This window comes from Planctomycetota bacterium, from assembly GCA_016872555.1.
In the GTDB taxonomy this organism is placed as follows: domain Bacteria; phylum Planctomycetota; class Planctomycetia; order Pirellulales; family UBA1268; genus F1-20-MAGs016.
Genome location: VGZO01000054.1, coordinates 1 through 23,426 on the forward strand (window position 1 = coordinate 1; position 23,426 = coordinate 23,426).

The 23,426-nt window shown below is 70.1% G+C and carries 16 protein-coding genes and 1 pseudogene; 8 read left to right on the forward strand and 9 right to left on the reverse strand.

What is annotated here, in order from left to right:
- Positions 1-111 precede the first annotated feature (111 nt).
- Positions 112-1,680, reverse strand: coding sequence for an arylsulfatase (locus tag FJ309_14675; protein ID MBM3955834.1), 1,569 nt, complete (start codon positions 1,678-1,680; stop codon positions 112-114).
- Positions 1,681-1,878: 198 nt separating this feature from the next.
- On the opposite strand from FJ309_14675, the gene FJ309_14680 reads away from it, so the two are divergent.
- The 7 genes and pseudogenes from FJ309_14680 to FJ309_14710 all read left to right on the forward strand — a co-directional run bounded on the left by FJ309_14680 (position 1,879) and on the right by FJ309_14710 (position 11,061).
- Positions 1,879-2,892 carry a MoxR family ATPase gene (locus FJ309_14680; protein MBM3955835.1) on the forward strand — a complete coding sequence of 338 codons (1,014 nt, stop codon included), beginning with the start codon at positions 1,879-1,881 and terminating at the stop codon, positions 2,890-2,892.
- A 20-nt stretch (positions 2,893-2,912) separates the two neighbouring features.
- Positions 2,913-3,770 carry a DUF58 domain-containing protein gene (locus tag FJ309_14685; GenBank protein ID MBM3955836.1) on the forward strand — a complete coding sequence of 286 codons (858 nt, stop codon included), beginning with the start codon at positions 2,913-2,915 and terminating at the stop codon, positions 3,768-3,770.
- Complete coding sequence (locus FJ309_14690) at positions 3,767-4,513, forward strand: hypothetical protein (GenBank protein ID MBM3955837.1); 747 nt, start codon at positions 3,767-3,769, stop codon at positions 4,511-4,513. The genes FJ309_14685 and FJ309_14690 overlap by 4 nt, the downstream gene beginning before the upstream one ends.
- The gene (locus FJ309_14695) at positions 4,510-5,424 is read left to right on the forward strand and encodes a VWA domain-containing protein (protein MBM3955838.1); all 915 of its coding nucleotides are present in this window, start codon (positions 4,510-4,512) and stop codon (positions 5,422-5,424) included. The genes FJ309_14690 and FJ309_14695 overlap by 4 nt, the downstream gene beginning before the upstream one ends.
- Positions 5,418-6,476, forward strand: coding sequence for a VWA domain-containing protein (locus tag FJ309_14700; GenBank protein ID MBM3955839.1), 1,059 nt, complete (start codon positions 5,418-5,420; stop codon positions 6,474-6,476). Before FJ309_14695 ends, FJ309_14700 begins: the two co-directional genes overlap by 7 nt.
- Positions 6,477-6,662: 186 nt before the next feature.
- Positions 6,663-6,884, forward strand: a pseudogene (locus tag FJ309_14705) (hypothetical protein).
- Positions 6,885-7,278: 394 nt separating this feature from the next.
- The gene (locus FJ309_14710) at positions 7,279-11,061 is read left to right on the forward strand and encodes a hypothetical protein (protein ID MBM3955840.1); all 3,783 of its coding nucleotides are present in this window, start codon (positions 7,279-7,281) and stop codon (positions 11,059-11,061) included.
- 67 nt (positions 11,062-11,128) lie between these two features.
- On the opposite strand, the gene FJ309_14715 is transcribed toward FJ309_14710, so the two are convergent.
- From FJ309_14715 to FJ309_14750, 8 genes are all read right to left on the reverse strand, one after another.
- Positions 11,129-11,917: a rhomboid family intramembrane serine protease gene (locus tag FJ309_14715; GenBank protein MBM3955841.1), complete on the reverse strand. Its 789-nt coding sequence runs from the start codon at positions 11,915-11,917 to the stop codon at positions 11,129-11,131.
- A gap of 66 nt (positions 11,918-11,983) precedes the next feature.
- On the reverse strand, positions 11,984-13,075 hold the full coding sequence (locus tag FJ309_14720) for a galactose mutarotase (protein ID MBM3955842.1): 1,092 nt from the start codon (positions 13,073-13,075) through the stop codon (positions 11,984-11,986).
- A gap of 242 nt (positions 13,076-13,317) precedes the next feature.
- Entirely contained in the window at positions 13,318-13,824 is a 507-nt protein-coding gene (locus FJ309_14725) for a DoxX family protein (protein MBM3955843.1), read from the reverse strand.
- A 255-nt stretch (positions 13,825-14,079) separates the two neighbouring features.
- Positions 14,080-15,141, reverse strand: a complete 1,062-nt coding sequence (locus tag FJ309_14730) for an agmatine deiminase family protein (protein MBM3955844.1) — start codon at positions 15,139-15,141, stop codon at positions 14,080-14,082.
- Positions 15,142-15,145: 4 nt separating this feature from the next.
- Positions 15,146-16,042 carry a carbon-nitrogen hydrolase gene (locus tag FJ309_14735; protein MBM3955845.1) on the reverse strand — a complete coding sequence of 299 codons (897 nt, stop codon included), beginning with the start codon at positions 16,040-16,042 and terminating at the stop codon, positions 15,146-15,148.
- Positions 16,039-17,307, reverse strand: a complete 1,269-nt coding sequence (locus tag FJ309_14740) for a serine hydroxymethyltransferase (protein ID MBM3955846.1) — start codon at positions 17,305-17,307, stop codon at positions 16,039-16,041. The genes FJ309_14735 and FJ309_14740 overlap by 4 nt, the downstream gene beginning before the upstream one ends.
- 213 nt (positions 17,308-17,520) lie before the next feature.
- The gene (locus tag FJ309_14745) at positions 17,521-17,970 is read right to left on the reverse strand and encodes a helix-turn-helix transcriptional regulator (GenBank protein ID MBM3955847.1); all 450 of its coding nucleotides are present in this window, start codon (positions 17,968-17,970) and stop codon (positions 17,521-17,523) included.
- 229 nt (positions 17,971-18,199) lie between these two features.
- On the reverse strand, positions 18,200-21,826 hold the full coding sequence (locus FJ309_14750) for a class I SAM-dependent DNA methyltransferase (GenBank protein MBM3955848.1): 3,627 nt from the start codon (positions 21,824-21,826) through the stop codon (positions 18,200-18,202).
- A 241-nt stretch (positions 21,827-22,067) separates the two neighbouring features.
- Here FJ309_14750 and FJ309_14755 point away from each other — a divergent pair, with 241 nt between their 5' ends.
- Complete coding sequence (locus FJ309_14755) at positions 22,068-23,249, forward strand: ATP-binding protein (GenBank protein ID MBM3955849.1); 1,182 nt, start codon at positions 22,068-22,070, stop codon at positions 23,247-23,249.
- Positions 23,250-23,426 lie beyond the last annotated feature (177 nt).

Genomic DNA, 23,426 nt, shown 5'->3' on the forward strand with positions numbered 1-23,426 from the left:
CCAGCCGGCAAAGGCCAGGATGGCTTTGCCGCGTGAAACCAGCGCCCCCGCCGCACGGATGCGGCGGTCCCCCCAGCCGGCAAAGGCCAGGATGGCTTTGCCGGCGTGAAATTACCGCCCCGCCTCGAGCCTGTTTTGGATTCTGTCGAGGTTGAACGACCCCGGCGATTGGCTCGGCGGGTAGTCCTTCATCGTCATCAGGAACCGTCCGGCGATCTGCTGCAGCGGGACCACGACGAAGGCGTGGTCGATCATCCAGTCGTTGTAGACAGTGGCGCTGTGCTGCGCCTTCTCGAACGGGTCGCGGCGAAGGTTGAACAGCAGCGGGACGCGCAGTTCGGTGAACGGCTCGCGCCACACCTCAAACGCCACGCCGCGGTTCTCGAGGAACACCGCCTTCCAGTCGCCGGCCCGGATGGCGACGATCTGCCCGTCGTCGTTGACGTAGAAAAACTCCGTCCGCGGCGACTTGTCCGCCTTGCCAGACAGGTAGGCGAGCTGGTTTTGCCCGTCGATGTAATTGCGGTAGCGGCGGCCGGCGAGATCGACACCTGCTGCGAGCTTTTCTTTGATTCCCGGCTCGCCGGCGGCGGCGGCGAACGTCGGCAGCCAGTCTTCGTGGGCGACGATCCCGTTGACCGTGACACCGGCGGGAAACTGCCCCGGCCAGCGGATGAAGGCGGGTACGCGGTACGCCCCCTCCCAGTTGGAATTCTTCTCGCTGCGGAACGGCGTCGTGCCGGCGTCGGGCCAGGTGTTGTAGTGGGGTCCGTTGTCGGTCGAGTAAAGGACGATCGTGTCATCGGCAATGCCGAGGCGATCGAGGGCCTCGAGCAGTTCACCGACGTGCGCATCGTGCTCGACCATGCCGTCGGCGTATTCGTCTTGCCCGCTCTTGCCGAGGCGCTCCTCCTTGACGTGGGTGCGGAAGTGCATCCGCGTCGCGTTCCACCAGCAGAAGAACGGCTTCCCCCCCTTCACCTGCCGCTCGATGTAGTCCTTGGCGGCCGCGACGGTCTCTTCGTCGATCGTCTCCGTCCGCTTGCGGGTCAGCGGGCCGGTGTTCTCGATCGATTGCCCTCCCTTGCCGTCGGCCTTGCACTTGAGCACGCCGCGCGGGCCGTAGGCCTCGCGGAAGGTCCGCCCGTCGGGGAGCTTCATGTCGCCGGGATAGTCACGGTGCTCCGGCTCCTCCTCGGCGTTGAGGTGGTAGAGGTTGCCGAAGAACTCGTCGAAGCCGTGCATCGTCGGCAGATGCTCGTCGCGGTCGCCCTGGTGGTTCTTGCCGAACTGCCCGGTGGCGTAGCCGAGGCTCTTGAGGACGGTGGCGATCGTGACGTCGGTCTTCTGCCAGCCTTCCTTCGCGCCCGGGAGGCCGACCTTCGTCATCCCGGTGCGGACCGGGCAGTTGCCTCCGAGGAACGCGGCCCGGCCGGCCGTGCAACTCTGCTGGCCGTAGTAGTCGGTGAACGACACCCCCTCGCGGGCGATCCGGTCGATGTTCGGCGTCCGGTAGCCCATCATCCCACGGTTGGTGTGGCTGACGTTCCAGGTGCCGATGTCATCGCCCCAAATGACGAGGATGTTGGGCTTTCGCGCGGGGGCGCTGCCCGTCTGGGCGGCGGCCGTGGTGGCCAGGAGGGCGGCACAGACTCCCAACAGGGCGACACGGACGGACATCGCTGACTCCGCAAGCAGGGAACGGAAGGGCCCGGGACTGGCGGAAAACGAACACTGCCGCGGGGTTGCGGCCGTCGTCCGCGCTCCGGCGGCGCGCGCACCCGACACCACGTCGGATGAGCCCGGGACCGCAGCGCGGCCGGACCATCACGAAGGTACCATACCGATGGGTCACCCACCCCCGCCGCAGTCTCACCGATGCCGGAACCGTCACCCCTCGTTCCCAGTGCGGCACGGTTCGTGAACGCCGTCCGTGCCCGGATCGCCACCGTCGTCGTCGGCCAGGACGACGTCGTGGAGCGGCTCCTGATCGCCCTGTTCACCGGCGGCCACCTCCTCCTCGAGGGTGTCCCGGGGCTGGCCAAGACGCTGCTGGTCAGTGCCCTGGCCCGGTCGGTCGACCTCGGCTTCCAGCGCGTGCAGTTCACCGTCGACCTGCTCCCCGGCGACATCACCGGGTCGGAGGTGCTCGATCCGCGGAGCGGCGAATTCCGCGTCGTCCGCGGACCGGTGTTCACCAACCTGCTCCTCGCCGACGAGATCAACCGCGCCGCCCCGAAGGTGCAAAGTGCCTTGCTCGAGGCGATGCAGGAGCGGAAGGTGACGATCGGCCAGGAGACCCACGCGCTTCCGGCGCCGTTCCTCGTCATCGCCACGCAGAACCCGATCGAGCAGGGGGGCACGTTCGAACTGCCCGAGGCCCAGCTCGACCGATTCATGCTCTGCCACCGCCTCTCCTACCCGACGCCCGACGAGGAGCGCGAGGTCCTGAGGCGGAACGCCCGGCTCGGGGTGCGCCGCCTCGAGCGCGGGGCGGTCGTGGCCAGCGAGTTCGACGCCCTCGCCGGCGAGCCGGCCGGGACGATCGACGACCTCGTCGTCGCGATGGAGGCGGTCCAGCAGATTCACGTCAGCGAGGCGTTCACCGACCACTGCGTCGAGCTCGTCGGCCGGACGCGGGCCCACCCGGCGCTCGACCTCGGCGCCAGCCCACGGGCCGGGATCGCGCTGGTCAAGGCCGCCCGTGCGCGGGCCTTGATCCACGGCCGCGGCTACGTCGTCCCCGAGGATCTGTTCGCGCTGGTCCACGACGTCCTCCTCCACCGGATCCGGCTCTCGTATGAATCGCTGGCCGAGGGGGTGACCAAGGAACGGGTGCTCCGCGAGGTGCTGCGCCCTGCGGCGGTGGCCGCCGCAGGGGCGGCGGAGTGAGTCGCGGGGGGGCCGTGGCGATGGACCAGTTGCTCCCCCCTGCTCCGCTCCTCGACGCCGCCCGGTTCGAGCTCGCGATCCGGCGCCTCGCCGACTCGCTCGGCCATGGCACCGACCGGTCGATGTTCCGCGGCGCGGGGCAGGAATACGAGCAGTCGCGCCCGTACCAGGCGGGCGACGCGGTCAAGGCGATCGACTGGCGGATCACGGCGCGCACCGGCCGGCTGCACGTCAAGGAATACGAGGCGTTGCGCCGGGTGCCGGGATGGCTGCTGGTCGACACCTCGGCATCGATGACCGTCGGCAGCCGCCGGCCGACGAAGTACGAGGCCGCCGTCTGCACCGCCGGCGGCTTGGCCCTGGCGTGCCTGGGGCGGATGCGCCCGGTGGGCTGCATCGGCGTCGGCGGCCGGAGCCTCGTCGTCCGGCCGACATTGTCACGTCTGGCCACGCTCGGCTGGCTCCACCGGCTGCGCCGCTACCGGCTCGACGAGCCGACCGACTTCGCCGCCTCCGCACGGCTCCTCGAGCCGCTCCTCGCCGAGCGCTCGCTGGTGATCGTCCTCTCCGACCTCCACGATCCGACCGCGGCGGCACGGCTCGCGCGGATCGCCCAGGAGCACGACGTCTGCCTGCTCGTGTTCCGCGACCCGGCCGAGCGCGGGCTCGGCGCCGGCATCCTCCGGGCACGCGAGGCGGAGACCGGCCGCGCCCTGACGACGACCGGGCGATTCCCGTCGCGGCGGGCCGAGGAGCGGCTCGCGGCCCTGCGCGGCGCCGGCATCGACGGCCTGGTGCTCGACACCGACCGGCCGAGCACGGCGCGGTTGCGGCTGTTTTTCTCGCGCCGCCGGCCCCTGGCGGGGAGGCGGCCATGACCCCGCCGATTCCCGCGCTCGAGGGCACCGTCGGCCGGCCGATCCGCCCCGAGCCGCTGGTGCTCCCGGGCACGCGACTCGAACCGCGCGCCGATCCGGAGCACACCGCGGCGCTGGCGGTGCGGATCGTCGAGGCTGCGCCCCACGGCGCCCTGACACGCTACGAGATCGAGATCACCGGCCTCGAGCCGGGCACCCACGATCTCCGCGACCATCTGGTGCGTTCCGACGGCACGCCGACGAGCGACCTGCCGCCACTGCCGGTCACGGTCACGGGCGTCCTCGCGCCGGGACTGCCGCGCGTCGCCGTGCCGGGCGCCGTGCCTGTCCGCGGCCTCGGGGGCTATACGGCAGGCGCGACGGCCGCGGTCGCCGCCTGGCTGGCAGGCCTGGCGCTGCTCGTCTGGCTGCTGCGCCGCCAGCGCCGCGCGGAGCGCGGGAGCGCCGCGGCGCCGGCGGCCGATCGCCTCGCCGGACTCGTCACCGCGGCGCGATCGCGCGACCTCACGGCCGCCGAACGGGCCGAGGCGGAGCGGCTGGTGTACGACGCCTGGCGGCGCTACCTCGGCCTCCTCGACGCCGACCCGCGCGACCTCGTCGCGGCACTGCGCCGCGACGCCGGCGCCGCGCGGGCGATCGACCGGCTCGCGGCCTGGCTCCATGCCCCCGGCGCCGGCACGCCCGACGACGTCGCGGCGCTGGTCGGCGAGCTCGTGCCGGTGGCGGCGAAGGGGGACGGATGAGCTTCACCCACCCCATGGTCCTCGGCTTGTTGGTCGTGCCCGCCCTGCTGGTATGGCGGATCTGGCGGCGTGGCGCCGGCCGGCTCGTGCTTCCGCTCGACTTCGCGCCGCAGCGCGGCGGACGGGTCCTCCGGCTGTTCGTGGACTCCGCCGAGACGCTCCTGCCGGCGCTGGCGGCCGTCGCGATCGTGATCGCCGCCGGCCCGACGCGCACCGGGCAGCCGCGCACGCGCCGCGTGCTGACCAACATCGAGTTCTGCGTCGATGTGTCGGGGAGCATGACGGCCCGGTTCGGCGACGGCACCTGCTACGACGCGGCGATGGAGGCGATCGAGGGATTCCTCGGCGCGCGCGAGGGCGACGCCTTCGGCCTGACCTTCTTCGGCTCGTCGGTGCTCCACTGGGCGCCGTTGACGACCGACACCTCGGCCCTGCGCTGCGCGCTGCCCTTCATGCGCCCGGACCGCGTGCCCCCGTGGTTCGGCGGCACCGAGATCGGCATGGCGCTGCTCGCGGCGGCCGACGTCCTCGACCGGCGCGAGGAGGGGGACCGGGCAATCGTCCTCATCTCCGACGGCTACAGCGGCGACCTCGACGGCGACAACCCCGCGCGCGTCGTCAGGGCGCTCCGCGACAAGCGCGTCGTGCTGTGGACGATCCACGTCGGTGGCGGCGAGATCCCCGCCGAGATCGTCGACATCGCCGGCGGAACCGGTGGCGGCGCCTTCGCGGCGAGCGATCCGGGCACGCTCCGCGAGGTGTTCACGCGGATCGACGGCTTGCAGCGCACGCGGATGGTGACGACCGCCGCGGAGACCGTCGACGACTTCGTTCCCTGGTCGGCCGGAGGCCTCGGGCTGCTCACCCTGGCGACGGCGGCGGGCCTCGGCCTCCGGTACACGCCATGGTGACGCTCCCCGCGATCCCCATCCTCCCCGTCGCCGATGCGGCGCTGGCCGCGGCCTGGTCGGCGCTCGGCACGGGGCTCGTCTGGTCGGGCGCCGAGCTCCTCCATGCCCGGCGCACGCGCCGGATCGCCATGCTCGCGTTCGGCCCCGGCGGGCGTCCGGCGGCGTGGGCCGCCGCCGCGCCGCCGCTGCGCGCGCTGGCCGCCGCCGCGACCGCCTTCGGCCTCACGGCGCTGCTCCTCCTGCCACCGGCGGCACGGGGAAGCCAGGCGATCGAGGAGAAGCGGATCCGCCATCTGCTGTTGGTCCTCGACGTCTCGCCGAGCATGCAGCTGGCCGACGCCGGTCCGAAGGGGGACGAGCCCCGGCGACGGCGCGCAGCGGAACTGGTCCGCAGCGTGCTGCAGCGCGTGCCAGCGGGACAATACCGGGTGAGCGTCGTCGCGGTGGCCAACGGCGCGCTGCCCGTCGTCGAGCAGAGCCGCGATCCCGAGGTGCTCGCCAACATCCTCGACGACCTGCCGCTGTCCTACGCCTTTCCCGCCGGCAAGACCGACCTGTTCGCCGGGCTCACGGAGGCGGCGCGGATGGCACGCGATTGGCGGCCGGGGAGCACAACCGTGTTGGTCGTGACCGACGGCGACACCGTGCCGGCCACCGGGCTGCCACGGATGCCGCCGAGCGTGTCGGGGATGCTGCTGGTCGGCGTCGGCGACGTCCAGGCAGGGCGGTTCATCGACGGCCACATGTCGCGACAGGATGCGGGCACGCTCCGGCAGATCGCCGTCCGGGCAGGGGGTGTGTACCACGACGGCAACGCCCGCCACGTCCCCACCGACGCCCTCGTCGCCCTGGGAATGGTGCCGCAGCCCCGGCTCCTCGACCGCCTCGGCCTGCGTGAGTTGGCGATCGCCCTGGCCGTGGCCGGCAGTGCGATCCTCGCCCTGCTGCCGGCGCTGCTGGAATGGTGCGGCACCGGCTGGCAGCCCGGCGTGCGGAGGTCGCGAGGCGAGACGATACGCTACTCTCGGTGTCCCGGCCCTGCGGGACCGTAGTCCGGCTCGGCAAGACGTCGTGACCCCGGGTGATGAAACAAGGAGACTCGGCATGCGAGTCGGCGTGATCCTCCTGTGGCTCCTCCTCCCGGCAGTCGCCGTCGCGTGGCACCTCGGGCCCGGCGTCGACGGCCGGGCCCGCGACCGGGCAGCCGTGGCCGTCCGCGACGCCGAACGGCTCCGGGCCGACGATCCGGCCGCGGCCGTCGACGCCTTCGACGAGGCCTTGTCTCGGCTCCCGGCCGCCGACGGCGCGCGGGCGATGCGGGTGCGGCTCGAACGGGCCAAGGCACGGATCGACGCCGCCCAACTCGCCGAGGCATCGCGCGAGCTCGACGCCCTCGTCGACGAACTTGCCGCCACGCCGGATGCCGACCCGGCGCTGGTCGCCGACGCCCAGGACGCGCTGGCGACGAGCGACTTTTTCGTCACCTGGCTCAAGCGCCTCGAGGGGCTGCCGCGCGACGAGTGGGAGCCGCACGCCGAGAGCGCCCGCCAGACCTGGCGGCTGCTCGCCGAGGAGGCCGAGCGGCGCGGCGACGCGACGGCCGCCGCGCGCCACGGCGCAAACCTTGAGGCGGTGATCCGGCTGACGCGGCTCGACCCCGAACAGCTCCAGGGGCTCCCGATCCCGCCGCAGTGCCGTGGCTGCAAAGGGGGCCAGTGTCGCAATTGCAAGAGCAAGTCAAAGGCGAAGAAGGGGTCGCGCCCCCCAAGCGACTCGCGCGGCGCCGGCGGCGGCGCACCGGTCGACGAATCGGGCTCGTGACGGCAGGTGGCAGCACCGCGGGGAGTCGACGACATGGCGCGAGTGATCTCATCTGCCACATCTCCGACGCGGCGTGCCGCGATCCCCGTCGTGGTGCTCGCGCTGGTGTTCTCGGGCCAGCCGGCAGCCGACGCCTGGCAGGGAACGACCGTGCCGGCGATCGGACTGGTGCCCGCGGCGCAACTCGTGCCCGCGACACCGGTGACCGCGGCCACTCCGGTAGCAGCAGCGGCTCCGGCCGCGCCGGGCGACGGAAGCGCCGCCGCGGCCGACGCCACGGCACAGGAGCGGATCGCGAAGCTCGGCCAGATGACGTTCGACCGCCAACCGGCGGTGGTCCTGCTCGGCGTGCCTGCCGAGAAGGTCGACGAGGTGCTCGGGGCCGCCACGTCGGCGCGGCGTCGACCGCCCCCGGCGGAGAAGGCCGACGGCGACTCGCCGCCATCCAAAGACCCGGCGATGGCGGAGTTCGAACGCCGGCTGGCGACGTTTCGCGCCGATGTCGTGGCGGGGCGCTGGGATGCCGCCGGGGCGTTTCTGCAGAGCCTGCCCGCCGCCGAGGCGAAGGCCGGCTACGACCGGATCCTCGAGCAGTTCGCGACCCTGCCCCCCGCCGAGCCCGGTCCGTCGGGGCGGCCCGTCGACCCACCGCTTCCGGCGATCACGCTGGCCGACATCACCGGCCTGATCGGCGCCGCCCCCGTGCCTCTGGCCGACGACGACGGCAAGCGTCTGGAGATCCTCGGGCAGATCGCCGCCCACGTGCTCGCCACGGGGATCGACGGCGGTGACCTGGCGGGAGTGCTGACGCCACTCGCCGGCGGCCCCCGGCTGTCGCGCCCGCAGGCGGCGACGCTGCTCGCCGCCGCGGGGAGGGCCGACCTGGTCGGGCCGTTCCTGCCGTCGCTCGACGAGTGCCTCGCCGCGCGCGATGCCGACGGCGTCGATCTCTGGGTGCGGAGCCTGGAGGTGGCCCGGACGCGTGACCCGCGCGGCGTGCCGCTCGACACGCTCTGGCAGGCTGTGCGCCGGAGCCTCGAGGCCGAGGGGCTCGAAGACGGCGACCGGCGCCGCGCCGTCGGCCGGGCCGTGGCGCTGCTCCCGCAGCTCTCCCGGTCGGTGGCGCGGGAATGGATCGGCGGCCTCTCCGCGGCGCGCCCGGCCGCGGCCACCGACCTTCTCGCGTTCGTCGCCGCCCGCGTCGCCACCGGCCCCTCCCGGGCCCCCCAGGAAGTCGACCAGCGCCGGGAGTGGCTCGAGCTGCAGCGTGAGATCGTCGCCGGGATCCTCGGCACCGCGCGGGGGGGAGATGACCGGCTCGACGAGGCGCTCGTCCTCGCGGCCCGCGGCTGGGGGGCGGAGGCGCGCCTCTCGGCCCAGCTCGACGAGCCCGACACCGGCTTCCGCCGCGATCCCTACGGCAACGTCTTCTACTGGGAGCAGCAGCAGATCGAGCAGCTCCGCCAGGCGCAGCCGCAGTGGCCGATCAAGCTCGCCGATGTCCTCGACACCCGTCCGACCGATCCCTGGCTCGACCGCCTCGACGCCACCGAGCGGCCCGCGGTCGACAAGGCGCTGGCCGTGACCCTCGCCAAGGCCGGGCGGTCGGAGGAAGCGCTGGCCGTGGTCGAGCGCCTCGCCGCCGTCCACCGCGACGCCGCCAAGCGACTCGTGCCCGAGATCCTCGACGGCTGGAAGCTCGCGCACGATCCCAACGACGAGCGGCGCCGGCAGATGCCGTTTTTCTGGTATTTCGGCATGGACGAGGCGAAGAGCGGGATCCCCCTGTCGCGCTCGATGCAGGAGCGCAACCTCGCCGAGCTGGAGAGCCTCGTCGGCCGGCTCCGGGCCCTCGATCTCGGGCCCGTCGACGACCTCAGGCTCGTCAGCTGCTTCACCAGCTGCCACAGCGCCGCCGAGGTCTTCTCGCCCGAGGCGATCCGCCGCGTGTTCGGGCCCCCCGAGGCGCTCACGCCGCGCGCGGCGGCCGGCCTGGCGGCGACGATGCGCTCGAACCTCGGCGGCAGTTGGCAACGACCGAGTGTCCAGGAGCAGGAACAGACCAAGCGCCGCGAGGCCGACATCAAGCGCGAGGTCCTCGCCGGCTACGACACCGCGCGCCGGTTCGTGGCCGAGGCCCGCGCCCGTGGCGACCATTGGGCGCTGGCGACGGTCGCCGCGGCGCTGGCCCACGACGAAAACGACTTCCGCCGCAAGCTCGCCGAGACACCCGAATTCACCGCGCGGCGCCGCGACGCGCTCGACGGCTTCGCCGCCGCCGCGGAGGCCTACGCCACCGCCAGCCTCTCGCTGCCGCGCGACGACTGGACGGTCGGTCCGTTCGAGACCTGGCTGTTGGCCGCCAGCGGTGCCTGCGATCCGGGGCGGATCGACGAGACCACGCTGGCGGTCGCCGGCGAGCCGGAGCGGATCCGGGCGATCGTCGACCGGCTCCCCGCCGAGCAGCGCGACTGGCACCGGGAGCGGCTCGCCACCGGGATCGTGGGCCGGATCGGCAAGCTCAACCCGGCGGTGAAATACCGGGTCACGGCGGCCGGGCTGGCCGTGGCCGGCGACCATCCCCGGGCGCGCGAGGCGCGGCAGGTGGTCGACTACTACGGCGACCTCGTCCGCGAGATCGAGCTCCGTGCCGACATCGACGGGCCCGACCGGGTCGGCCACGGCCGGCCGTTCGGCGTCCTCGTCAGCCTCCGGCACACGCGCGAGATCGAGCGCGAGGCGGGGGGCTTCGGCCGCTACCTGCAGAATCAGAAGGCAGGCGGGATGATGTTTTTCAACTACGGCCGACCGCTCCAGGACTATCGCGACGCCTTCGAGCGCACCGTCCGCGCGACGCTCGGCGAGAGCTTCGACGTCCGCAGCGTGACCTTCGAATCGGAAAAGGTGCAGAGCCGCTCCGACACCGAATACGGCTGGCGCCGGACCCCCTACGCCTACCTGCTGCTGTCGGCCAAGGACCCGAAGATCGACCGCCTCCCGCCGCTGCGGCTCGATCTCGACTTCCTCGATTCGTCGGGGTACGTCGTGTTGCCGATCGAGAGCCGGCCCACGCTCCTCGACGCCCGCGACACGGCGCCCCCGCCGCGCCCCTGGGAAAATCTCGCCGTGACCCAAATCCTCGACGAGCGCCGCGCCGCGGAGGGGAAGCTCGGCCTCGAGATCCGGGCGACGGCGCGCGGCCTCGTGCCCGACCTGGAGACGATCCTCGATCCGGCCGTGCCCGGGTTCACGGTCGCCGGCGTCACCGACTCGCTCCCCGGGGTGTCCCGCTTCGAGGCCGACGCGCCGACGCCCGCCGTCGTCTCGGAGCGCACCTGGTCGGTGACACTCGAGCGCGGTGCGGACGGGGCGACGAGCTTCACCTTCCCGGTTCCGCGCGTCGCGACGGCCGAGCACGTCCGCCAGCGCTACGCCGACGCCGATCTGGTCGCCGCCGCCGAGACGATCGACCTGCGCGGGCCGGTCGTCCGCGCCGGATCGTCGCTGACGCGCTGGCTCGTTCCCGGCGCCGTCGCCGCGGCGGTGCTCGCCGGTCTGGTGCTCGCGCTGCGGGAGTGGAGAAACCGGCCGCGGGTCGTCCCGCGCGGCTTCACCGTGCCCGATCCGGCGACACCGTTCGCCGTCATCCAGTTGCTCCGCGACATCGAGGCCCACGACGGTCTCGATCGCCGGGCGCGGGGCGAACTGGCCGAATCGATCGCCCGCATCGAGCGCGAATTCTTCGCCGGCGACGGCGCCGACACCGATCTGGTGGCACTCGCGCGGAGCTGGGCCGGCCGCGCACGGCGCCGGTGACCCGGCCGCCGGCGCGGCGGCGTCGGATCCGGGGGACGCAGGCCGTGGAGGTCACTTCCACGAAGCATCAGGGGATCCGCCGCCGCATGACGACCAGCGGGTCGGCCTCGGCGCGGACATCGCCGAGGCTCATCGGCTTGGCCAGCACCAGGCCGGCGATGAACCCGGCGACGTGCGCCGAATAGGCGACGCCACCACTGCCGCTGGAGTCGAACAGGCCGCTGATCACCTGGAACGCGAACCAGATCCCGACCGCCACGTAGCCCGGCACGTCGATCATCATCCGCAGCGCGATCACGCTCACGCGCCGCTGCGGATGGAGCACGAGATACGCCCCGAGCACGCCGGAGATCGCCCCGCTGGCCCCCAGGCAGGGCGTCAGCGATGCCTCGCCGCGGGCGTTGAAGGCGACGAATGCCAGCGACGCGATCACCCCCGTCGCCAGATAAAAGAGCAGGTAGCGGGCATGGCCCATGTCGTCCTCGACGTTGTCGCCGAAGATCCACAGGAACCACATGTTCCCCAGCAGGTGCATCACGCTGCCGTGCATGAAGATCGCCGTCAGCAGCGTCATCCACACCGGCACCGGCGTCGGCTGCAGCCCGGGGACGGTCACCTGCTCGATCCCCGCCGGCGTGCGGATCGCACGGATCTCCGGTTCGGTGACGACGTCCTGCCCTGAGATGATCTCCGCCGGCACCTGGCACCAGGCGAGCGTGAACTGCTCGTTGACCCCCTCGGGGCGGAACCCCTGCTGGAGGACGACGAACACGAAGACGTTGATCGCGATCACCGCCACCGACACGAACGGAAACGTGCGGCGGTCGGAGTTGTCGTCGGCGATCGGGAAAACCATGGTGGATCCGGGGAGATGAATGCACGGGCCCGCGGCACCGGGGCCGGGCGGCTCGGCGATCGGTCGTCAGGGGGTGAAGCGGTGGATCATGACGTGCCGGTAGGTCTGGCCGGGGTCGAGCCGCGGCGACGGCCAGCGCGGATCGCCGGCGTGGTGGATCGCGTCGGGGTATTTCTGCGTCTCGAGGCAGACGCCGCCGTGCTTTCCGTAGACCGCCCCGCCCTTGCCGGTGACCGTGCCGTCGAGGTAGTTGCCGGTGTAGACCTGGACCCCCGGCTGGTCGGCGAACAGCTCCATCCGCCGGCCGCTGGCCGGGTCGACGAGCACCGCCACCGGCCGGAGCTGGCCGTCGGGTTGCCAGCCGCGGACGACGAAATTGTGGTCGATCCCACCTGGGTCGGAGCCCGCCGCCGGCAGGGCGGCGATCGCCGTGCCGAGGGGCACCGGCTGCCGCTCGGGACGGAGGTCGAAGGGAGTCCCCGCCACCGCCGCGAAAAGGCCGGTCGGGATGCTGCCGGCATCGACCGGCAGGTAGGAATCGGCGACGACCGCGAGGTCGTGGCTGCCGACGTCGCCTGACCCGTGGCCGGCGAGGTTCCAATAGCTGTGGTGGACGAGGTTGACGATCGTCGGGGCATCGGTCGTCGCCGTCATCTCGACGCGCAACTCGCCGGTCGGGGTGAGCGTGTAGCGGCAGGTGGCGGCGAGGCGACCGGGATAGCCCTCGTCGCCGGCCGGTGAGATCAGGTCGAAGCGCACGCTCGGGCCCCGGGCATCGTCCGGCTCGGGCGTTCCTCGCCACAGCAGCTTGTCGAACCCGACGGCCCCGCCGTGGAGGTGATTGGGGCCGTTGTTGGTCGCGAGCGTGTAGTCATTGCCGTCGAGCGTGAACCGTCCGGCGGCGATCCGATTGCCGACGCGGCCGACGGTGGCGCCGAAGTAGGGATGGCCCTTGACGTATCCGTCGACGCTGTCGAACCCGAGGACGACGTCGACCGGCGTGCCCCCGGCGTCGCGCGACGGCACGTGGAACCCCGTGAGGATCGCACCGTAATCGGTGATCGTCGCCTGCCAGCCCCCCGGCACCCGGAGCGTGTACAGCGTCGCCGCGCGGCCGTCGGGGAGCGTGCCGAACGGAGCCTGGGCGACGGCGGGCATGGCGGCGGTTCCTGGCGCGGTGGGGGCCGGCTCGGCGGCGATGGCGATCGCGTCTGTCGCCACCACGGCGGCGAGCAGACAGAGCAAGCGAAGCGGTGGCACGGTCGGCATGAACGCTCTCCCGGTGCACGACAGGGTCGGACCGCGGCCGCGGCGGCCACGCAGGGTGCCGAGGCTACCGCGGGGCCGACACCGGCGGCAATCGCCGCGCGGGACGCCAAAACATCGGCCGCGCCGGGCGATCAGGCCGCCTGCGGGGACGGCTTGACCGGCACGCGCGGCTTGGCGGCCGGCGTGCCGCCGCCCGACTCGACCTCGGCGCGCTTGCGGCCGATCCAACCATCCACGCTCCACGAGCCGCCGCCAAACGCGAGCAGTGCCAGCAGGCCGCCGGCGATGGCGACGTTCTTCATGAACTGGATCGTCTGCAGTTGCCGCTGGGTCGGGTCGGCCATGTTCCAGAAATCGTGGAAGTACCAGGTCGCCGCCACGAGGAACACCAGCAGGCAGAACGCACCGATTCGCGTCCACGCCCCGAGGATCATCGACAGGCCACCGATGGCGAGGATGAAGATCGCGCCGGCCAGCGCCAGCTTGGGATTCGGCACCCCCTCGGACGCCATCAGCTCGGTTGTCTGCTGGAACTGCGGGATCTTGCTGCCCACCAGGCTCGCCACGAACACCGCCGCCAGGCAGAGGCGACCGAGCAGCGACAGCAATCCCTTCAGCGCGGCGGCGAGCTGTTCCATCGTCAGGGCTCCGCGAGGGCTCACGCTCTGCCGAACCTCTGGCGGAGGGTGATCGCCAGAATCGTGTCCGCTGACGGGCGACGCGACAAGAGCAGTCGCCGGCCGGGAGCTTACCCGGTTTCCGCAAACCGCGCCGCTTCTAGCTCGGCAGCGGCTCGGAGCGGCCAGGGGGACCTTCGGCTGGCTCGAGCTGCTCGTGAGACAGTGGAGAGGAGCCGTCGCCCGGGCGTGACAGCCGGGCTTCACGGTTCCGTCTCAGGCCGGCTCGTTGCAGGTCAGGCAGTGGATCGCACCGCGGCCGCGGACGAGGACGTCGGCCGGGCAGGGCTCGACGCGCCGGCCCGGGAAACATTCGGCAATCGTCCGCAGGGCCGGCTCGTCGGTCGGGCCGCCGAACACCGGCACGATCACGGCGTCGTTGCAGACGAGGTAATTGAGGTGGCTGGCCGGCAGTTGCGTGCCGGCATGGCCGAAGTGGGCGGGGATGTCGACGGGGATCACCTCGAGCTTCCGGCCGCGGGCGTCGTGGGAGGCGGCGAGGAGCCCGAGATTCCCGGCCAGCGACGCGTGGTTGGGATCACCGCGATCGGGTTGCCGGGCGGCGAGCACGCGCCCGGGGGCGACGAACCGCGCCAGCTGGTCGACGTGGCCGTCGGTGTCGTCGCCGGCCAGATCTCCGCCGATCCAGACGACCGTGTCGATGCCGAGGAAATGGCGCAGCGTCGCTTCCAGTTCGGCACGCGACCGGCCCGGGTTACGGCGTTCGTCCTCGATGCAGCGGTGATTGACCAACAGCGTTCCCTCGCCGTCGGTCTCGAGCGCTCCTCCCTCGAGGACCATCGGTCCGGTGAACACGCGCCGCCCGGCACGGGTCGCGATCGCCCGGCCGACGCGGGCATCGATCTCCCAGGGAGCGTAGCGGCCGCCCCAGGCGTTCCAGCCCCAGCAGACGGCCGCCGCCGGGCTGCCCGCCGCGTGCGCCGACAGCCACACCGGGCCCGAATCGCGGAGCCACGGTTCCTCGGCCGCGACATCGACGAGCGTCACGTCGGCGGCGCCGGCGAGCCACCGCCGCGCGGTGTCGAGGACGGTGCCGGCGGCGAGCACGCGCACCGGCACAAAGCGCGCGATCAATCGCACCAACCGCGCGAACGCCGCCGGCACCGGCTCCACGTCGCCGACCCACGTCGCCCAGCGGTGCGGCCAGGCCATCCAGACCGCCTGCTGAGGCTCCCATTCGGCGGGGAGTCGGTAGCCGAGTGCGGCCACACCCTCCCCGCCCCGGCCGGTCGCCGGCTCTCGCGCGCGGGTGGCCATGGCGTCAGTGCCCCCACCGCGCCGTCAGGCCACCGTAGGCGTCGATCCGGCGATCGCGGAAGAACGGCCAACGCGTCCGCGACCATTCGATCCGCCCCAGATCGCAGTCGACGACGAACGTCTCCGGGCGGTCGTGGGACGCTTTGGCGAGGCACGCGCCGTTGGGGGCGTAGACCACGCTCGCCCCCCAGAAGCGCAGGTTCCCCTCCCGGCCGGTCCGGTTGACCGCGACGACAAACGTCCCGTTGGCGATCGCGTGGCTCCTGAGCATCGTATCCCACGACTCGTACTGCTCGCCGTGCAGCGATTCCTCGCCGTCGAGCCAGCCGATCGCCGTCGGGTAGAAGAGCGCGTCGGCGCCGGCGAGCGCCGTCAACCGCGCCGCTTCGGGGTACCACTGGTCCCAGCAGACCAGCGGCCCCACCGCCAGCTTGCTCGTCGGCACGCTCATGAAGCCGGTGTCGCCCGGCGCGAAATAGAACTTCTCGTAGTAATGGGGATCGTCGGGGATGTGCATCTTCCGGTAGGTGCCGCGGACCGAGCCGTCGCTCTCGAAGATCACGGCGGTGTTGTGGAACAGCCCCGGCGTGCGCCGCTCGAACACGCTCCCGACGACGACGACGCGGTGCGCGCGGGCCGCAGCGGCGAGGCGCTGCGTGAGCGGCCCGGGAACTCCCTCGGCCTCGGCGAAGCGGTCGTGGTCCTCGTCTTGGCAGGGATAGTGGCCGGCGAACAATTCCTGCAGGCAGACGACCTCCGCCCCCTGCGATGCCGCGGCGGCGATGCCGTCGAGGGCCTGGGTGACGTTGGCCTCGCGGTCAGGCGAACACGCCGCCTGCACCAGGCCGATCCGCACCGTCGGCCGGCCACCGACCGAGCGTTCCCCACCCGGCGAGCTCATCCAGCCACCGCCTCGGGCTGGCCGAGCCGGGCCGCGGGCACGGGAAACTGCTCGGCCAGTTCCGTCACGGCGGCCCGGATCGCGGCGATCGCCCGCGGATCGCCATGCTCGCGCAGCGCCCGGAGGATCCAGGCGGCGATCCGCCGCATCTCGTCGGCTCCCATCCCGCGGGTCGTGAGTGCCGGGGTGCCGAGGCGGATGCCGGAGGGATCCATCGGCTTGCGCTCGTCGAACGGGATCATGTTCTTGTTGCAGGTGATCCCGCAGCGGTCGAGCGTCTCCTCGGCGAGCTTGCCGCCGATCGAAAGCGGCGTGACGTCGACGAGCATCAGGTGGTTGTCGGTGCCGCCGCTCACGAGCCGCACGCCGCCGCCCGCGAGCGCCTCGGCGAGCGCCCGGGCGTTGGCCACGACCTGCCGGGCGTAGGCCTTGAAGTCGGGGCGCAGCGCCTCGCCGAACGCCACCGCCTTGCCGGCGATGACGTGCATCAGCGGCCCCCCCTGCTGCCCGGGAAATACCGAACGGTCGAGCGCCTTGCCGTCGGCGGCGCGGCACATCGCGATCCCGCCGCGCGGCCCGCGGAGCGTCTTGTGGGTGGTGCTGGTGACGAAGTCGGCGACCGGCACGGGGTTGTCGTGGATCCCGGCGGCGACGAGCCCGGCGTAGTGAGCCATGTCGACCATCAGCTTCGCGCCGACCTCGCGGGCGATCTCGGCGAACGTGCCGTGGGGAATCTCGCGCGGGTAGGCGCTGGCGCCGGCCACGATCAGCTTCGGCTTGTGTTCGCGGGCGAGCCGGGCGACCTGGTCGAAGTCGAGGCGATGGTCGGTGGCGCGGACGCCGTAATGGACGAACCGGTACAGAACCCCCGAGGCGTTGAGCTTCATGCCGTGGGTGAGGTGGCCGCCGTGGGCGAGGTCGAAGGCGAGGACGGTGTCGCCCGGCTGGATCGCGGTCATGTAGACGGCGGCGTTGGCCTGGCTGCCGGAGTGGGGCTGGACGTTGACATGCTCGGCCCCATACAGGCTCTTGAGCCGCTGCCGCGCCAGGTCCTCGACCTTGTCGACGAATTCGCAGCCGCCGTAATAGCGATGGCCCGGATAGCCTTCGGCGTATTTGTTGGTCAGCACGCTGCCCACGGCCTGCATCACGGCGGGGCTGGTGAAGTTTTCGCTGGCGATCATCTCCAGGCCCTCGGCCTGCCGGGTCTGCTCGGCGGAGATCGCGGCCCAGACTTCGGGATCATCCTGTTCGACGAAGTTCACGGGGAGGCTCCTGGGGACGGGCGAATGGGGCGGAGGGTCGACCGCACGACGGCGGTCCGGCAGCGGCACGACGGACGAAACCTTAGATTGTCGGGAGCCGCCGGAGGGGCGTCAACAAATCAGCGGTTTCCGCGGGGATGCAGCAGGGCTGGGTGCCACCCCGCGCGACGCCTCGTCGCCAAGCGGCGGCCGGTCGTCGCCCGGGATCGCAGCTCACGCTGTCGCAACATCGCGTGGCTCCAAATCGATCTCCACCCGGGTCCGCACGCGCACCTGGAGCGACTCGAGGACCTTCACCGCCCGTTCGAGCAAAATGCCATGATACTCGTTCCGCTCGTCGCGCGAAACCTGCGACTCGTGCACCCCGTGGCGTTTGGCCAACTCCCGCTGTGTGATCCCTTTCGCGATGCGCAGCGAGATGAGCATGTGGCCGAATCCGCGGAAGTTGTCAATCTCTTCGAACTCCTGCCGCTTCAGTCTCTCGTAGCTATCAACCTCCTCCCTCAACTGGAGGTGGAATGACTCCATGGGATCGACGACCCGTTTGATCGACTCCGTGGAAAGTCCCTCGTCCCTCAATCGTGCCCGATACCCCGCGAGGCGGGTTTGTTCCTCAGCCAGCCGATCGACGGCTTCTCGGTATTCCTTGTCGTTGTGGATCATCGATCGCCTCCTTCGAGCAATTTCACGATCCCTCGCGGCGATCCGTCGCGCCGCGATTGGCGGAACGCGGAGGGAAACTCGAGCTCGTTACCGTGCCGATCGCGGATGCCGCACCCTCTGCCGAGCGCCGGGACGTGCGGATAGAGCTCCACGCGATAGCGATGCCTAAAAAGTCAATGGCGTTCGTCGTTTCTCCCGCCCACCCATTCAAGCGATTGCTTTGCAGCAGTCATACCGCCGAATAGCTCATTTCTGCCTTCCGGGCATGTCCCAGGGCCACCAGGGTGTCGAGGATCTCCGCGATCCGGGTCGGTTTGGCTCCGTCAAAAAACCTGGCAAGATCGTGCGCCGTCACGGTGTCGCTCACCGCCGCAAGCATGCCGCGCACGAGCTTCGTCTGCTCGGCGAGCTCCGCCGGCCAGGCGGTCCGCGCCACGTTACCAAACCTGCCCTTGGATCTTTGCGGCCGCTTGCTTGGCGGAGTCTTCGACTCGGGCCGGACCGGCTTTCGGGCCGTCGGAGGAAGCCCCTTCTTTCCGCGCCCCGCCTTGGCTGGGCGAGGCGCGGGCGCGGAGTCCTCCGGGAGCTCCTCCACGTCCGCCTCAGGATCGGCAAGCCCGAGCTCCGTCTGGCCGCCCTTCCCACCGATCGCGCCCTGTTGGAAGTCTGGCCGGAGCCAGCGGATGATTCCTCGCTTCTCCTCCTCCGCCCGCTCGTGGTTGAGTGCGACCAGCCGCTCGAGGATCTCTTCGTCCGACAGGGTCGTTGGCCATCCGTAGGCCTCGAAGACGGCCGCGTCGATGTCGTCGTGGATCTTCTTGAGCACGCTCACCAGCCCTTGGTCGTGAATCGCCTTCTCCTTGGCGGACAGCGCCTCGCCTTCCCGCAGCTTCTCCAAGACGTTGTACATCCCGGTAATCGTCAGCCCGGGATGCGCTGCCTGCTGCGACTTGCGATGCGCGTCGAGGGCTTCGCCCAGGTCGCGCAGCACTCCGCCCTGCTCTTCACTAATCACAGGAAATGGAAATGGATCGAAGCAGACCGTGTTGTTGTACCTCGGTCGACTCTCCAAAAGGCCGCCCATTTGGAGACACCACAGCTGGTGCACGCGGCTAGACAACACACTAAGCCAACAGTCATCACTTAAGCCGATAATCACTAACCCCTGATCAGGAATTACATCGCCATCGATTCTAACAAATACCCGATGCTTAGCAGTCATTACGGTTGCCAGATACGAGCGGCCTGCCGCCAGTATTCGACGAACATCCAGGTGCGCTCTTCCTAGAAGCCACCACTTCGCGCGCCTAGCTGGATCATTGTTATGATCTCGCCCTGGCTTAACTCGATCCAGTATCCACTGGTACACGGCGGGCCACCGGTCCCGGACCTCCTGTTCCGAATGACCGTGGCAGTCGATCAGCCATAGTTTCCTCGGGGTCTTTTTCGTAATATCATTGCCATTAACGAACGACCGTAAGAGCCTCGCGGACACAGCTCCTTCGGCGACCTCAAACGCCTTTGCCTGAGACTCTGCCACGACGAAGCCACCGCCGACAATACACATCCCTCTCGCGGTTAAATCGCGATTAGACCGTAGCCGAGCAACTTCTTTTGCTGCTCCTCCCACATCAAGTGACGCCTGAATGCATCCTCGTCGCTCTGAGAAGAAGCAAACTGGGGCATCATCGGCGCTCGCGATCTCTTGCTCAATATCGAAGACGACTCCCTCAACCTCACCTGCTACTGCTACGGTCATCGCAATTCGCACGTTTGCGGAGTCTTCGCTATCGACCCACGGATGATCAGGAATAGCCATTACAAGTGATATCGGGGACTCTGTGGCAGCCAGGTGCCTTATCACTACCGCCTTGTTCTGAACCTGGCTCACAGCATTAGTTGTGATGTATCCGAATTGCCGCACACCGCCAGCCCTCAGTAGAGTTGCGGCTTTATCCCACCAGTACATCACGTAATTGGCTGAGTCCGGCACGTCGCTGTAGATGTTTCGAAGGGTTTCGGCATAGCCCTCTCCGAACCTCTGCCGCATTCGCCCCGAGCCCAAAAACGGCGGATTCCCGACAATAAAATCGCACTCAGGCCATGCCGCCTTCCGCGGATTCACGAACCGTTCGACCGCCACCGTCGCCGTCTCGTCGGGCACGTCCTCGCCGGTCACGGGATGCTTCTTCATCGTCACGCCGTCCCAGCGCGTCACCGGCTTGCCGGCCTCGTCGCGGACGAGCTCCTTCCTGTCGTATTCCAGCAGCGCGTCGCGGCATTCGATGTTGCCGTAGGCGTGGAGGATCGGCTCCGAGAAGCTGTTGGGAGACACCTTCGCGCGCAGGTGCCACTGGAGCCAGCCAATCCACAGCACCACCTCCGCGATCGCGACGGCGCGGGGATTGATCTCGATGCCCAGAAACTGCTTCGGGTCGACCGTCCGCTCCATCGCCTCGAGGTCGCTCTGCTTCTCGCCGAGTTGCCCCAGCCAGTCGCGGGCCTCGGCCTCGATCTCCTTGAGCTTGACCATCGACACGTAGAGGAAGTTGCCGGTACCGCAGGCTGGATCGAGGACGCGAATGCTTCCCAGACCCTCGATGAACTTCCGCGCCTCCGCCACGGCCTCCTTCATCCGGCCCGCGCTCGCCTCGGCGAGGCTTGCGGCGCGTGCCGCCTCCCAATCGTCACGGACCGGCTCGATGATCGTCGGCACGACGAGCCGCTCGACGTAGGCGCGGGGAGTGAAATGGGCACCGAGCTTGTGTCGCTCGCGCGGATCGAGCGCCCGCTCGAGGAGGGTGCCGAAGATCGCCGGTTCCACGTCCTGCCAGTCGCACTCCCCCGCCTCGACGAGCAAGCCGATCTCCTCGGCATCGAGCTTGAGCGGCTCGTGCTCCCGGAAGATGCCGCCGTTGAAACGCTTCATCTTCTTGCGGAGAGCGGTGGAAAACGTGCCCGAATCCATCGCTTTCCACAGCTCTCCCACCAGCGGCACGAACGAGTCGGGGGAGCTCTTCACGGAGCCGAGCAGCTCGGTGAAGGCTCCCTTGGCAATCAGGCCCACGTCTTCGGCGAAGAAGGTGAACAGGCAACGGATCAGGAACCACGCCACGCTCTCGGGATCGTGCCCCTTGGTTTCAAGGCGTTTTGCGAGAACGGCGATCCGGCCGGCGATCTCGCGCGTCACCTTCGCCGCGCGGCGCGATGGATCGAGGGACAGCGGATCCAGCCAGACGCCGCGGAGGCGCTCCCGGATGGCGGCGTCCCTGAGCGACTCGAGCTTGAAGCGATGGGATCGAGCGTCGGGAAATGCCGCGTAGACCTTGCCGAGCCGCGAGAAATCGGCGTACAGCTCGAAGGAGTGGCCGATGTCGACGACGAGGAGAAATGGCGGGTTGTCGTCGGCCAGCGCCCTGACATAGCTCTCTGCCTGGCCCCGCGCGGCGATCATCGAGTCGTCCCAGCCGATGGTGCCGCGGACGCTCGTGCCGGTCTTGCGCCGCGGCTTCGGGGCGGACGGAGCGGCAAGAGACAGGGCATCGGCCTTCTGCTTCTCCACCCCCTGCTTCGTCTCGCAGACAAACGCACCGCGCCGGTAGAGATCGATGAAGCCGTTGGACGCGGCGCCGTCGGCAGCGGCGAATTTCACCACCTTGTCGAAGACGTAGGTATTCGCCGCGTCATCGGCTTTGCTCGGATCGGGCCGCGGGACCCCGATCACGTCGCACAGCTCGGACAGAAACAGCTGGTAGTTTGCCCGTTCACCGCCGCCGCTCGGCCCCCATCGGTCGATGAACGCCTCGACTTCTGGCGGCGTTGCGGCGGCATCGGGAGTGGTTGCCGGTGTGCTCATGCGAGGCAGCCTACCGCTCGGCGGAGCGGTGTCGGCAGCCGGGTGGCAGCTTCGGCGTCTCCAGCGACGTCCGCTCGCTACCCCGCTCACGCCGCCGACGACCGGTCCGTCTATTGATTTCTGCGTGCATTCCCGCGAGACCGCCGAATTGACGGTCGTTTCGACACATCTTATATTGACTTAGTGTTTTCCGATAAGACCACATAAGTTCTCCATAACTCACGAAATCCATGGCCCTTTGATGGACCCGCGCACGAACCCGTTCGCCCCTGGAGCGGGCAATCCGCCGCCGGAGCTCGCCGGGCGCGATGCCGTCATCGAGAAGGCATCGATCGCGCTGGACCGGATGCGCAACGGACTGTCGTCGAAGAGCCTGATGCTCGTCGGCCTGCGCGGCGTCGGCAAGACCGTCCTCCTCAATCGCATGCATCTCGACGCCGAGGCGAAGGGGATCCCGGCCGTGCTTCTTGAAGCCCCTGAGCGGCGCTCGCTTCCGGCGCTCCTGATCCCGAATCTCCGCGTCGCGCTCCTCAAGCTTGATCGCATGGCCGCCGCAGGCGACCGCGCCAAGCGAGCGTTGCGAGCACTTGGCGGATTCGTGCAGGGGATGAAGATCCGGTACCACGACGTCGAGTTTGGTCTCGATCTCGGCATCGAACCGGGCGTCGCCGACAGCGGCGACCTTGGCGCCGACCTCGTCTCCCTCCTCCAGGCGGTCGGGGAGGCCGCAAAAGAAAAGAACACGGTCCTCGTCCTGTTCATCGACGAAATGCAATATGTCGAGGAGGCCGAGCTCGCCGCCTTGATTTCGGCGCTCCACCGCTGCGCCCAGATGCGGCTTCCGGTGACACTCGTCGGCGCCGGTCTCCCGCAACTCGTCGGGCAGCTCGGAAAAGCCAAGTCATACGCCGAGAGGCTTTTCGAGTTCTCGGCGATCGGGCCGCTCGACCGTGTCGCGGCGACCCTCGCGATCGTCGTACCAGCGCGTCGCGCGGGAGCGGATTTCGACGACGACGCGGTCGACGAGATCCTCCGACAGACCGACAGCTATCCTTATTTCCTCCAAGAATGGGGAAAGCATTCGTGGAACGTCGCGACGACCAGCTCGGTGCGAAGGCCCGACGTTGTGACGGCGACGGCCAGCGCCCTGGCGGAGCTCGACGCGAGTTTCTTCCGTGTCCGTCTCGATCGGCTGACTCCCGCGGAGAAACGGTATCTACGGGCGATGGCGGCGCTCGGACCCGGCCCGCACCGCTCGGGTGACATCGCCGCGGTGCTGGCACGGAGCGTGGAGAACGTCGCTCCCACGCGCTCCAACCTGATCAGGAAGGGGATGATCTACAGCCCCGCACACGGCGACACGGCATTCACCGTGCCGCTGTTCGACGCCTTCATGCGCCGCGTGCTGCCGGATGCAGACTGAACGGCCATCCGCCGCCCCCGCTGAACGCCGCACGCGTGCCCGGGGCCGCGCTAGACCTTATCCAAGCGAATTTGGACTTGCGCGATTCGCGCTGAGCGCATAAAAAAACTCGAAATCCCCGACGAATCGCTTGATTTCGGTTGGCGCCACTTCAAGCGACTCGCCACTCCATGAGGA